Origin of the sequence: Inquilinus limosus MP06, from assembly GCF_000767795.1 — a bacterium.
Taxonomy (GTDB): domain Bacteria; phylum Pseudomonadota; class Alphaproteobacteria; order DSM-16000; family Inquilinaceae; genus Inquilinus; species Inquilinus limosus_E.
This window is the reverse complement of the sequence record NZ_JANX01000015.1, coordinates 15,360-27,720: the sequence shown is the minus strand read 5'-3', so window position 1 is coordinate 27,720 and position 12,361 is coordinate 15,360. Positions and strand designations below refer to the sequence as shown.

General features: G+C 67.0%; 13 protein-coding genes. All 13 read left to right on the top strand.

Translation table 11 applies throughout. The features are described 5' to 3' along the window. The coding region (locus P409_RS38665; RefSeq protein WP_052119967.1) for a hypothetical protein at positions 1–864 on the top strand (864 nt) is incomplete at its 5' end. An 8-nt stretch (positions 865–872) separates the two neighbouring features. Beyond that, positions 873–1,832: a phage major capsid protein gene (locus P409_RS03055; RefSeq protein ID WP_034831581.1), complete on the top strand. Its 960-nt coding sequence runs from the start codon at positions 873–875 to the stop codon at positions 1,830–1,832. A gap of 11 nt (positions 1,833–1,843) precedes the next feature. Then, positions 1,844–2,134: a hypothetical protein gene (locus tag P409_RS03050; RefSeq protein WP_034831580.1), complete on the top strand. Its 291-nt coding sequence runs from the start codon at positions 1,844–1,846 to the stop codon at positions 2,132–2,134. A 45-nt stretch (positions 2,135–2,179) separates the two neighbouring features. After that, positions 2,180–2,764: a hypothetical protein gene (locus P409_RS03045; protein ID WP_052119966.1), complete on the top strand. Its 585-nt coding sequence runs from the start codon at positions 2,180–2,182 to the stop codon at positions 2,762–2,764. Beyond that, complete coding sequence (locus P409_RS03040; protein WP_034831579.1) at positions 2,761–3,000, top strand: hypothetical protein; 240 nt, start codon at positions 2,761–2,763, stop codon at positions 2,998–3,000. Before P409_RS03045 ends, P409_RS03040 begins: the two co-directional genes overlap by 4 nt. Positions 3,001–3,003: 3 nt before the next feature. After that, positions 3,004–3,711 (top strand): phage adaptor protein, encoded by a 708-nt coding sequence (locus tag P409_RS03035; RefSeq protein WP_034831578.1) that lies wholly within the window; start codon positions 3,004–3,006, stop codon positions 3,709–3,711. Between the two features lies 1 nt (position 3,712). After that, positions 3,713–5,407, top strand: coding sequence for a hypothetical protein (locus tag P409_RS03030; RefSeq protein WP_152613224.1), 1,695 nt, complete (start codon positions 3,713–3,715; stop codon positions 5,405–5,407). 59 nt (positions 5,408–5,466) lie between these two features. Continuing rightward, a complete protein-coding gene (locus P409_RS03025; protein WP_152613223.1) occupies positions 5,467–5,835 on the top strand; it encodes a GNAT family N-acetyltransferase in 369 nt (122 codons plus the stop codon). A gap of 1 nt (position 5,836) precedes the next feature. Then, the gene (locus P409_RS03020; RefSeq protein WP_034831575.1) at positions 5,837–6,229 is read left to right on the top strand and encodes a hypothetical protein; all 393 of its coding nucleotides are present in this window, start codon (positions 5,837–5,839) and stop codon (positions 6,227–6,229) included. A gap of 1 nt (position 6,230) precedes the next feature. Then, positions 6,231–7,157: a tail fiber domain-containing protein gene (locus P409_RS03015; protein ID WP_052119965.1), complete on the top strand. Its 927-nt coding sequence runs from the start codon at positions 6,231–6,233 to the stop codon at positions 7,155–7,157. Positions 7,158–7,169: 12 nt separating this feature from the next. Further along, the gene (locus P409_RS36000) at positions 7,170–9,101 is read left to right on the top strand and encodes a transglycosylase SLT domain-containing protein (RefSeq protein ID WP_052119964.1); all 1,932 of its coding nucleotides are present in this window, start codon (positions 7,170–7,172) and stop codon (positions 9,099–9,101) included. Next, a complete protein-coding gene (locus P409_RS03005; RefSeq protein WP_034831574.1) occupies positions 9,098–11,221 on the top strand; it encodes a hypothetical protein in 2,124 nt (707 codons plus the stop codon). The genes P409_RS36000 and P409_RS03005 overlap by 4 nt, the downstream gene beginning before the upstream one ends. Before the next feature lie 171 nt (positions 11,222–11,392). Beyond that, complete coding sequence (locus P409_RS03000; protein WP_034831573.1) at positions 11,393–12,361, top strand: hypothetical protein; 969 nt, start codon at positions 11,393–11,395, stop codon at positions 12,359–12,361.

The window sequence follows — 12,361 nt, the reverse complement described above, 5'->3', positions numbered from 1 at the left end:
CAGAAGGCGCCGGACCAGCCGCAGCAGGCCACGCAGACGCCGCCGGCCGATGCGGGCGCGCTCCGCCCGCCGCCGGGCTGGTCGATCGGCGCCAAGGCCGCGTTCGCCGCCCTGCCGAAAGAGGTGCAGGAGGCTGTCGCCAAGCGCGAGCAGGAGGTCAACGACGGCCTCGCCAAGCTCGCGGAGTACAAGGGTATCGACAAGGCCGTTGAGCCGTTCCTGCCGGCGCTGACGATGCGCGGCGTGACCCCCGCTCAGGCCATCAAGCAGCTTTTCGATGCGCAGGCAGTCTTGGACCGCGATCCCGTCAACGGCATCGCGTGGCTTGCACGATCCTACGGGGTCGATCTGAGACAGTTCGCACAGCAGCCGGGCAACGGCCAGCAGCCGGGACATCAACCCAACCCGCTGGCGCAGTACCTTCAGCCGCTGGTGCAGGAGATCAACGCTCTCAAGGGCCAATTCACCACACAGCAGCAGCAGGCCGTCGAATATCAGCGTTCGACCGCCTTGGCCGAGATCCAGGCATTCGCCGCCGATCCGAAGCGCGTCTATTTCGAGGATCTGAAGGACGACATGGCCCTTCTGATCCAAGGCGGGCGCGCGAAGGATCTGGGCGAGGCCTACGACATGGCCGCCTGGGCTCATCCGGAGATCCGCGTCGCGCTCATCAAGGAGCAGCAGGCCGCGGCACAGGCTGAGACCCAGCGCAAGGCTGCGGAGGTCGCCGCCAAGGCGCGGCAGGCCGGCGGGAGCCTCACCGGGGCACCGGTTCCGGGCTCGCAGAGCCTGGGATTGCCCTCTTCTGGATCCATCGAGGACGACCTGCGAGCGGCGTTTGTCGACGCAGGCGCCCGTCTATGAGGTGACCCATGGCGTCCCCAAACCTGACGGAAATCGTCACGACCACGCTTCGCAACCGATCGAAGAAGCTGGCCGACAATGTGACCAAGAACAACGCCGCGCTGCTCCGCCTGGAGCAGAAGGGCAACGCCCGCCCCGCCGATGGCGGCCGCACGCTGGTAGAGGAACTGGAATACGCCGAGAACGGCACATTCCAGTATTACAGCGGCTATGAGCTCCTGGATGTCAGCCCGTCCGACGTGTTCAGCGCCGCCGAGTTCGACTGGAAGCAGGCCGCGGTGAATGTCACCATCTCCGGCCTGGAAGGTCGCATCCAGAACGCCGGCCGCGAGAAGGTCATCCCCCTCCTGGCCAAGCGCATCAAGAACGCCGAGAAGACGATGACCAACGGCATTGCGCTCGGCGTTTATGCCGATGGCACCGGCTCGGCGGGCAAGGAGATTGGCGGCCTCAAGCTGCTGGTCGCCGATGACCCGACCACCGGTACCGTGGGCGGCATCAACCGGGCGACCTGGAGTTTCTGGCGCAATCAGGTCCAGAGCGAAGCGGTGTTCGACAAGACCACCGTCCAGCACAACATGAACCTGTTGTGGCTCAAGTGCATGCGTGGCCGCGACAAGGTCGACCTGATCCTGGCCGACAACAACGCCTACACCAACTACCTGGAGTCGCTTCAGCCCATCCAGCGCATCACCAATGCGAAGATGGCGGACGCCGGCTTCACCAACCTCGAATACCTCGGGGCACCGGTGGTGGTCGACGGCGCGCAGGGCGGTGGTTGCCCGGCGAACCACATGTACTTCCTCAACACCGACTACCTGTACTACCGCCCGCACAGCGACACCAACATGGTGCCGATGGAAGAGGTGCGGGCGATCAACCAGGACGCGACGGTGCAGGCGATCCTGTGGGCCGGCAACATGACCCTGAGCAACGCTTCGCTCCAGGGCGTCTACTTCAAGTCGTAAGGGGGCTGATCATGGCACATGCCCAGTACAGCATCACGCCGATCACCGGGGTCGACGTCCTGCAGGCGCCGTCCACGGTGCTGGGAGACTTCCGCGGCGTGAAGCCGGCGACCAAGGTCACTGGCAGCAACGGCGTCAGCTACATCCTCGCTCTGGCATCGGCGAACATCGCGGCGGACACCGCGATCATCGTCACCGCCGGCACCGGGTCGGCCGCGGCCGGCGCCGGCAACTACAAGACCAAGGTCGGCGAGGCCGTCACCACGGGCCAGTACTTCTGGGCCATCGGCGCCGCGACCTGATCAACGAGGGGCGGTCTCCGGGCCGCCCCGCTTCATTGAGGGCACATGGATCGACCGCTATTCAAGACCAAGGACGGCGGCTATCTCCGGCTGGAGTGGCAGACCCGCGTGAACGACGCCGCATCGGAGGCCGCCGGCCGCCCGGTGCATGACAAGGTGTTGTTCGGCGGCGTCACCAACCCGAACAGCCGGGACGAAGCCACGCGCATCATCGAACGCCACAAGCCGGATGGTTCGATCTGGCATGATGGTGATTGGTCACAGCGCTTCGCCGACCACATCGAGCAGTTCAAACGCACCGGCGAGGCCGAGGCGGTCGGGACGCCCCTCCGCAGCTGGCCGGCCATGGATGCGCGCCAAGCTGCCGACCTGGCCGCTCTCAGGATCTACACCATCGAGGATCTGGCGGGGCTCAGTGACACCGGCCTCGGACGCATTGGCATGGGCGCCCGCGAGCTACAGGCCAAGGCCAAAGCCTTCCTCGCCGCCGCGAAGGACAGCGCGGAGGCGCCGCGCCTCGCGGCCGAGAACGAGCGCCTGCGCGGCGATGTCGCCCGGCTGCAGGCTCAGGTGATGGAGCTGGCAGCCCGGCTTCAGGCGATCTCAGACAAGCAGCAGGAGGCCGCATGAGCCGCGACCGCAACGCCGCGCCGGATGTCGGCGCCAAGTTCAGCCTTTCGGACGACGGTGAGGAGCTGTTCAGCTTCGTCATCGACCACGGCACCACGATCGGCCCGCGCCCGGCGACGGACGAGGACCGCGAGAAACACGCGGAGGCCTATGAGGCGTTCCTGGCCAGTGCGCCCGAGCCCGAGGGCGATGATCCGGCGCCCAAGCGCCGACCGGGCCGTCCGCGGAAGGCCTGATCCATGACGCTGCTCTCGATCGTCCAGGACGTCGCGCTTGAGGTCGGCGTGACGCCGCCGACGGCCGTGGTCGGCTCCCTGGATCTTCAGGCGCAGCAGCTTCAGAGGATCGCCCAGAAGGAGGCGACCGCGCTTGCCCAGCGGTCGAACTGGACGCGGCTGATCGTGCCGTTCGAGTTCACGACCGTCGCCGGTATGCCGCAGCCCGGCGCCCTGCCGGCCGAGATGAACCGCATGTCGCCAGGCCGGGTCATCTGGTGGGTCGACATGTTCCGCCCGATCCTGGGGCCGCTGACGCCTGAGGAGTGGGCTGCGGCCATCAGCCGGCCCGTGAGCCCCGGCCTCTGGGGCTATTGGCGCATCATCGGCGAGGATCTGAACATCTACCCGGCGCCGGCGGACGGTCAGACGGTGCGCGGGGAGTGCATCAGCAGCAACTGGTGCATCCATGCCGGCACGCCGGAGACCTACGGCGACCGGTGGACGGCTGACACCGACACGACACGGCTCGATGAGGAGCTGATCACGCTCGGCATGATCTGGCGGTGGCGGCAGACCAAGGGGCTCGACTACGCCGAGGACATGGCGACGTACGAGCGCCAGGTCGAGCAGGCGGCGGCGCGCAACGGCGGCATGAAGGACATCAACATGAGCGCCACCCGCTACCGCTGGCCTGGCTTCAACTGGTCACAGACCATCAACGTGGTGTGACATGGTGCGGACGGCCCTTCGCGCCAATCCGACGAGGCAGCGGGTGTCAGTTGCCGGCACGATCCCGGCACCGGTCAAGGGCTGGATGGCGCTCGACAGCCTGGCGAAGATGCCCGAGGACAGCGCCGTCAAGCTGGTGAACTGGTTCCCGACGCCGACCGACGTGGCCCTGCGGCGCGGTTCGCAGATGTGGGCGCAGAACATCTCTGGTGCCGTCACGACGCTGATGGTGTGGAACGGCCCGACGTCCCAGAAGCTGTTCGCGGTTGGCGGCGGCAAGATCTGGGACGCGACCGAGCAGAGCTTCGAGCAGGAGACCCTGTGGGATGTGTTCCCGGGTGCGCTCCAGCCGGCAACGGAGTGGGATACGCCGACGCCGGAGCCGGTCGAGACGCTGTGGGATGACGCGCTGATCGACAACAAGGTCGATACCGGCGTGATCAGCTCGGACGACTGGTGGCAATGGATCAACTTCGCCAACAGCGGCGGTCATTGGCTGGTGGCGGTGAACGGTGCGCAACAGCGTCAGCTCTACAACGGGACGGGCTGGGCCACGACGCCGGCAATCACCGGCGTGGACAGTGCCAAGCTGATCAACGTGTTCGACCACAAGCGCCGGATCTGGTTCATCGAGAGGGATAGCACCCGGGCCTGGTATCTCGACACGGATGCCATCGGCGGGGCGGCGACGATGTTCGACCTCGGGCCGCTGATGTCGGCCGGCGGCAAGCTGATCGCCGGCGGGAGCTGGACCATCGACGGCGGCTTCGGCCCGGACGACTACGCCTTCTTTCTGACGTCGGAAGGGCAGCTCATCGCCTACCAGGGCACCAACCCGAGCGATGCGAGCAATTGGGCGATCAAGGGGACTTGGCAGATCGGCCGGCCGCTTGGCTATCGATGCCTCACCAAGGTGGGCGCGGACATCGCGATCACCTGCGAGGATGGCGTCATCTCATTGGCGAAGTCGCTGACGCTGGACCGCTCGTCGGCGCAGCAAGCGGCCATTACGAAGAACATCCAGGCCGCATTCAATGACTCCGTGCGGGCGACCGGCGCTCTGCGGGGCTGGCAGCTCATGTCGTATCCGGTCGGGACGATGGCGATCGTCAATGTGCCGACTTCGGCCAATACCGGCGTGCAGTACGTGATGAACACCATCACGGGGGCATGGTGCCAGTTCCAGGGCATGAACGCTGCCTGCTGGGCGCTGATGGACGGCAAGGCGTATTTCGGGACCTGGGATGGTCAGGTGGGGCTCTCCGACAATGGCGTGTCGGATGTGGGCTCCGAAAGCCTCTCGGCCGATATCGTGACGGCCTTCAACTACCTGAAGCCGCAGGCGCAGCAGAAGCAGATCAAGATGCTGCGGCCGGTGATCCAGGGCGATACGACCGTCTCGCCGGCCGTTGACGTGTCGACGGATTTCTCCATCCGCACTCCGCAGGGCGTCCTGAGCCCCATCATCCCGAACGGGCCGCGGTGGGATTTCGCCATCTGGGACCAGGCCGTCTGGACGGACGAAACGCCTCAGGTTCGGCTGGAGTGGACCACGGTGTTCGGGCTTGGCTACACCTTCGCCGCCACGATGAACCTGACGGTCACGCCGCCGCTCGGCCGCAACGACCTGATCGAGGGCGTGGACGTGCGCGTCGTGTCCTTCGACACGATCTATGAGCAAGGGGCCTTGATGTGAGGCTGCTCTACGGCGCGGACGAGGCCGTTGGAGCATGGGTGCAGAGCCGGATCCCGAGCATGCCGCGCCTGCCGGTGCCGTATGTCGGCATCGGTGTGATCCAGGGCGCGCAGCTCGTCGCCGGGGTGCTGTTCCACGGCTACATCCCTGAGTTCGGGGCGATCGAGGTCAGCATCGCGGCCGACACGCCACGTTGGATCAGCCGGAACCGGGTCTCCCTGATCCTGGGATATCCGTTCCGCCAGCTCGGATGCGGGCGGGTAGGGGCCGCGATCATGGCCTCGAACAGCCGGTCCATCAGGCTTTGCGAAGGGCTCGGTTTCCAGCGCGAGGGGCTGCTGCGGCGAGGCTTCGGCCGCGATGACGCGGTCGTCCTCGGGCTGCTGAGGGAAGATTGGGAAAGGGGCCGGTATGGCAACGTTTCTTGACATGCTGCAGAGCGCAGCAGGCGGCGGCGACAACAACATCAGCATGCCGCGCCTCAATCCGATCGTCGGGCAGCCGCAGACCATGGACGCCCTCGCGCAGGCCGTCATGGCGCGGGGCGGCGGCGGCCTGCAGCCGGGGTCGATGCCAGGGCGTGTCGCGATGCCGACCTTCAACTCCGGCTATGCCCAGCAGTACGGCAACCTGATGGACGCGATGATGAGCCGCTATCCGGGCCAGCTACGGCAGGGTGGGTCGGTGTTCGATGCGCAGGCGCGTGTCGCAGCGCCTCAGCAGCCGCCGGCCGCCCCCGCAGCGCCAGCAGTCGCAGCTCCGCAGCGTTCGGTGCAGACGCCGCTTCCTCAGTTCTTCGACCGCATCCGGTCGGGGCGCTGACATGGGCGGCGGGAAGGGCGGAGGCGGGAGCGCGCCGCAGGCTCCGGATCCCTACGAGAGCGCGGATGCCCAGCTCAACGCGAATGTCATCGCCGGCATGATCACGAACGGGATGGGGCGCACCGACGTCACCAATCCCTACTACAGCGTGGTCAACAAGAACCTGGGCGATGGCCGGTGGCAGCAGAACATCGTCCTGTCGCCAGAGCAGCAGTTCCTGCTGGACCAACAGAACGCGCTGTCGGCCAACATGAACGCCCAGGCCGGCGACACGCTGAGCAATCTCGGCACCGGCAGGTACGAGGACGCGGTCTACCAGAACTACGCCTCGCGCCTGGATCCTCAGTGGGCGACCCAGCAGAGCAACCTGGAGAACCAACTGGCGAACCAGGGCATCACGCGCGGCTCGGCGGCCTGGAGCAGCGCCATGGACCAGATGGGCCGCAGCAGGAACGACGCCTATGCCCAGGCGCGCAACCAGTCGGTGCTGACGGGACTGCAGGCGCGCAACCAGCTCGTGAACGAGGCGCTGGCGCTGTCGGGCCGTGGCGTGCCGCAGACGGCATCGGCGCCGCAGTCGTCGTCGCCGAGCATCCAGGCGCCGGACATCCAGGGCGCCATGCAGAACCAGTACAACGCCCAGATGCAGCAGTGGCAGCAACAGCAGCAGAACGCGAACAACACCATGAACGGGCTGTTCGGTCTCGGCTCGGCCGCGGCGATGGCGTGGCTTTCGGATCGGCGGCTGAAGACGGACATCCGGCGCATCGGTGAGACCGAGGCCGGCATCCCTCTCTACGAGTTCCGCTATCGCGCTGGCGGCCCGCCTCAGATCGGCGTCATGGCGCAGGACGTCGAGCGGGTCATCCCGGCGGCCGTGGCCGAAATCGACGGCTGGAAGCACGTCGACTATCGCATGGTCGCCTGATCGGGGGATCGAATGGCAGGCATTGTCTATGAGCCGCCGGTCGCGCCGGCTGCGCCGCCCATTGCCCCGGTCACGCCGGGCTCCGGCTTCTCGCCGCAGACCTTCAAGGACAAGGACGCACAGTATCGCGATCTGCTGGCGTCCGTGCTGCAAACGCGCACCACCGGCGTCCTGGACGGCCTCGCCAAGGTGGCGACGGCCGGCCTGCTGGGCTGGCAGAAGACGAAGAACCAGGACCGGGCGGACACGGAACGCGTCAGGTCAGGGCAGGCGCTGTCGAAGCTGGTTGATGCCTTGTCGGGCCGCGGGAAGACCGCCGCCACGTCGGCGCCCTCGCTGCAGGATGCCATCGCCACCGCTCGGGGCGCTCCGCCGCTCGGCACCGTCGACACGAAGCCGCTGCCGCCAATCGGCGCCGCGCCGCCGGTGGGCGGTGGCATGCAGCCGCCGATGGAAAGCGCACAGCCGATGGGCTACGGCCCTGGCTCCTCTGCGATGCCGCTAGCGCCGGAGGCCGGGGTAATCCCGACGCCGACCGACTACACGGTTCAGCAGGCAACGGGGAACCTGGCGGCTGGCGCTGGTCAGGATCAGATCGCAGGCGGCGCCGGCACCGACATGGTCTATGGCAAGCTGCCGCCTGACATGGTCCGGATGGAGAGCGGCGGCCGTCAGTTCGACCGCAACGGCCAGCCCCTGACCAGCCCCGCAGGCGCGATCGGCATTGCCCAGGTGATGCCGGCGACCGGGCCGGAGGCCGCGCAGCTGGCCGGCTTGCCATGGGACGAGCAGCGGTTCCGGAACGACCCTCAATACAACGAGGCGCTGGGCGCCGCCTACTACCAGGCGCAGCTTGGCCGCTACGGTGGCGACCCGGAGCTGGCGCGGGCCGCCTACAATGCCGGCCCGGGGCGCACCGACCAGTTCGTCAACCGCGGCCGGCCGCTCCCGGCCGAGACGGTCAAATACGCCGACATGAACGGTGACGGCCTTATCGGCGGCGGCACGGGCCAGGATGCAATGCGAGGCGGCGCCGGGCCGGACACCATGCCGGCGCCCCAGCAGTCCCAGCAGCAGGGACCGCAGTTCACGCCGGAGGTGATGCAGGCCGCGTTCGCCATCCTTTCCGATCCGTGGGCCGACGAGGGGCAGAAGCAGGTTGCCGGCATGGTCATCGGCCAGGCCCTGAAGATGGACCAGCCGATCAACGGCATCGAGGTCAACAACCGGCTCGTCAACCCGCGAACCGGTCAGGTGATGGCCGACTTCTCGCAGCAGCAATTCCACACGCTGTCGGCCGATGAAAAGGCTGCGCGCGGGCTGCCGGCGGAAGGCGCCTTTCAGATCGGGCCGGACGGCAAGGTTCTTCAGATCGGCGGCAGCGGCACGACGATTAACCTTAACACGGCCTCGAACCAGGAAGCGATCCGCACTGCTGATCAGGGACTCATGGGTACTCAATCGGCGATGCAGGCGCTTGACCGCGCGTTGGAACTGAATGATCAGGCCGCGAGCGGCCCGCTTGCTGGTGCTGAGCAGCTTTACAACCGGCTGTTCGATTCGACATCAGCCGCGGCGACGACGGAAATGAACACGCTGATCACACAAACGGCGCTGGATCAGCTGAAGGTCATTTTCGGCGGCAACCCCACCGAGGGTGAGCGCAAGATCCTGCTGGACATGCAGGGCGCTGGGAATCTGACCCACGCTGAGCGGCGGGCGGTCCTGCAGCGTGCCAAGATCGCTGTGGAAAACCGCATGCGGCTGGCTGGAGCGCAGTCCCGCGACCTTCGGACGGGCGACTATTACAAGCCAGGCTATCAGCCGCCGATGCCTGCCACGACGCCCGCAGCTCCGTCAGCAGGCGTTCCGCAGCAGGTCGCGCCGCCGGCTCAGCCCAGCACCGTCCTCCGCTACGACGCGCAGGGGAACCGCATCCAATGATCCAGGCGCAGTCGGCCGATGGCGTGACGCATGAGTTCCCGGACGGGACGGATCCGTCTGTCATCGACCGGGTTATGAAGCAGTACGCCCAGCAGCAGGCCGGCCCGGCTCCGGCGTCGCCTGATGTCGATCCGATGACCGGAAAGGCTCCGGCGCAGGATCAGGGCTGGCTGTCGCGTCAGCTGACGGGCATCCAGCAGTTCATCGGCGGCCCCACAGACGCGCTACGGCAGGGCGCGACGCTTGGACTGGCGGATGAGGTCGGGGCGGCAGGTGGCGCGCTCGGCGACGCCATCGGGCGTTCGATCACCGGCAAGAGCCCGAATGGGCTGTCATCCCTCGTCACCGGCCAGCAGAGCGACTACAGCCGCAACCTGGAGCAGATCCGCGGCCGGCAGCAGGCATGGGGCGAAGAGCATCCGATCGCCAATATCGGCCTGAACGTGGTTGGCGGCCTGGGGTCGGTCGCCGGCGGCATGGCGGGACAGGTGCCGTCTCTCCTGCGAGGCACTGCGCAGGCGGCTGGCATGGGCGCTGTCGCTGGAGGCGCGAGCGCGGAAGGCGGCCCGTATGAACGCCTGATCGGCGCCCTCGCGGGCGGTACGATCGGTGGGGCGCTCGGCGCCGGCGTTCCGCTGGCTATCTCTGGCATCTCCCAGCTTGGTAGTCGTGCGATGAATGCCGTGGCGCCGGGCCTGGGGAACCAGGAGGCCAAGGCTGCCAACGTTATGTCGAACTATCTCCGGCGCGACCTGGAAGGCACAGGCCGCACCATCGACGACTTGGCGAATGAACTTGCCGACGCGCGCGCAGCTGGCATTCCCTTGTCGCTGATGGACGTGGCCGGCAGCAACATGACCCGTCTCGGCCGTCTCGCCGCATCGGCTCCTGGCCAGGCGTCGCAGCAGGCGGAACAGTTCGTCGCCGGCAGCCGGGCAGAGGTGCCGTATCTGGCGCAGAACGCTATGTCGCGTGCCGTGGCACCGCGCGGAGCCGCTGGCCAATCAGTGCAGGAGCTGGCCCAGCAGCGGGCGGCAGAGGCCGCCCCGCTCTACGAGCAGGCGTTCCAGCGCGGTCAGGCGGTGACGAACGACCGCATCCAGGGCTTCCTGCAGGATCCGATCATCCGGCAGGGCATCGGTCGCGGTATGGAAATCCAACGCCTTGAGGCGCTCGCCCAGAATCGGCGCTTTGATCCGATGGACTACGGCATCACCGGTTTTAATGAGGCCGGCGATCCGATCATCAGCGGCGTGCCGAACATGCGCCTGCTGGACAGCGCCAAGCGCGGCCTCGATGCGATCCTGGAGGACTACCGCGACCCGGTCACCCGTCGCCTGAACCTGGATGAGCGCGGGCGAGCTATTGAGATGGTGCGGCGTGCCTGGGTCAGCACCCTGGATGAGGCCGGGCCGCCGGAGTACAGCGCCGCCCGGGCTGCCTGGGCCGGTCCCACCGAGAGCATGAACGCCGTCAATGCCGGCCGGAATTTCATCCGCGGTGAGCCGGACGCGATGATCGAGCGCTTCGCCCGTCTCAGCGAGGGTGACCAGCAGCTCTTCCGCCTTGGCGTCGGAGAGGAACTCTCCCGGATGGTGGGGGAGGGGCGCCTTGGCCAGCTGCAGCGCCTGATGAACCAGTCGCCGGACTTCGCCCAGAAGCTCCAGGCGTTCCTCGATCCGGAGCAGTTCGGCCGCCTGCAGCGTGACATGCAGGCGATCGGCACGATCCAGCGCCGCAACAACGTGATCGGCGGTGGCTCCCCGACAGCGCGCATCATGGCGGAGCAGGCGGACGCGGCAGGCTCGGAGGGTCGCCTAGGCGCAACGATGGGCCTTCTGAACGCCTACCGCGGTGGCGGTCTGACCGGCGCCGCGGGGCATCTGCTCACCCGAGGCTATGGCCGGTCGGTCGGCCTGTCGGAAGACGTGGCGGCGGACATTGGCCGTGGGCTGTTCACGACCGAAGAGCCGCTTCAGCGCGCGCTCATCGGCCGACTAGCGCGCCAAGGACAGTCAAATGCAAACCGAGAGCAGATCCGACGAGCCATGCTAGCAACTCTGCTAGGAGGAGCGTCAACAGCGTCCGGCCGAGCCATCGCGCCGCAGGAAGCCAATTGATGGCCGGCTGCCCCGCAGTTGGGGCGACCACATCGTACACGCCAGTTTCGGGATCATAGCGCGAACAAAATTCGGCGAAGGTCGCCGGACGCTCAATCTCTTTGCCCATCCGCCCAGCATAGCAGATCCAGGCCCCGCCACCCAGCGGGGCCTTTTCTTTTGGAGCCCCGCATGCCGAGAGACGCCAGCGGCACCTATACCAAGCCGGCCGGAACGACCGCCGTCACCGGCCAGGTCATCAGCTCGTCAGCTTACAACAACCTCGCCAACGATGAGGCCGCGGCGCTGACCGACAGCCTGAGCCGAAGCGGCAAGGGGGGGATGCAGGCCGACCTGAATATGGGCGGCAAGAAGGTCACGAACGTCGCCGCCGGCACTGCTGATGCCGATGCGGTGCGGCGGGATCAGCTCGTGGCGATCGCCTACAACGGTGCAGGCGGAACCACGGCCGGAAGCGGCTCGGCATACACACTCAGCCCCGATCCGCCGATCCCGTCCTATCTGACCGGGCGCACCTATGCCTTCATCGCCCATGCCACCAGCACCACCACGAGCCCGACGCTCTCGGTCAGCGCGAAAGGACCGAAGGCGATCCGGCTGCAGGGCAATGCGCTCCTGCCGGTCGGCTACATCGTGGCGGGCTCCCCCTATCTCGCCGTCGACCTTGGCTCGACATTCCAGATCATCAGCCTGAACACTGTTCTCGGCGAAGCGGCCGTTCGGAATGTCGGCACGTCCCAAAGCAATCTGGTGGAGGTTTCCGACACGAGCGGGAACCTAAATGCCGCCCTGAACGTCGCCAACAAGCAGCTCAGCAATCTCACCACCTCCGGAACCCCACGCATCGTCTGGGCATCCGTGGCCTTCAGTGGGGGCGGATCTCTACTTGCCGCGTTCAACGGCGCCGCTGTCACCCGCAACGGCGTCGGCCTCTACACCATCACATTCCCCTCCATCTCGGGTGACTACTTCGTCGCGATCGAGATGGACGTCCCCGTTACGAGCAGCGGCAACAACGCAAACGTCGTCAGCGGCTCCCGGACATCCACGAGCGTCCAGATCTCAACCATGTCCGGCAATTCGAGCATGGGCGCTTTCGACCCAGACCGCGTCTCCGTCTCCATCTTCCGGATTGGCTGA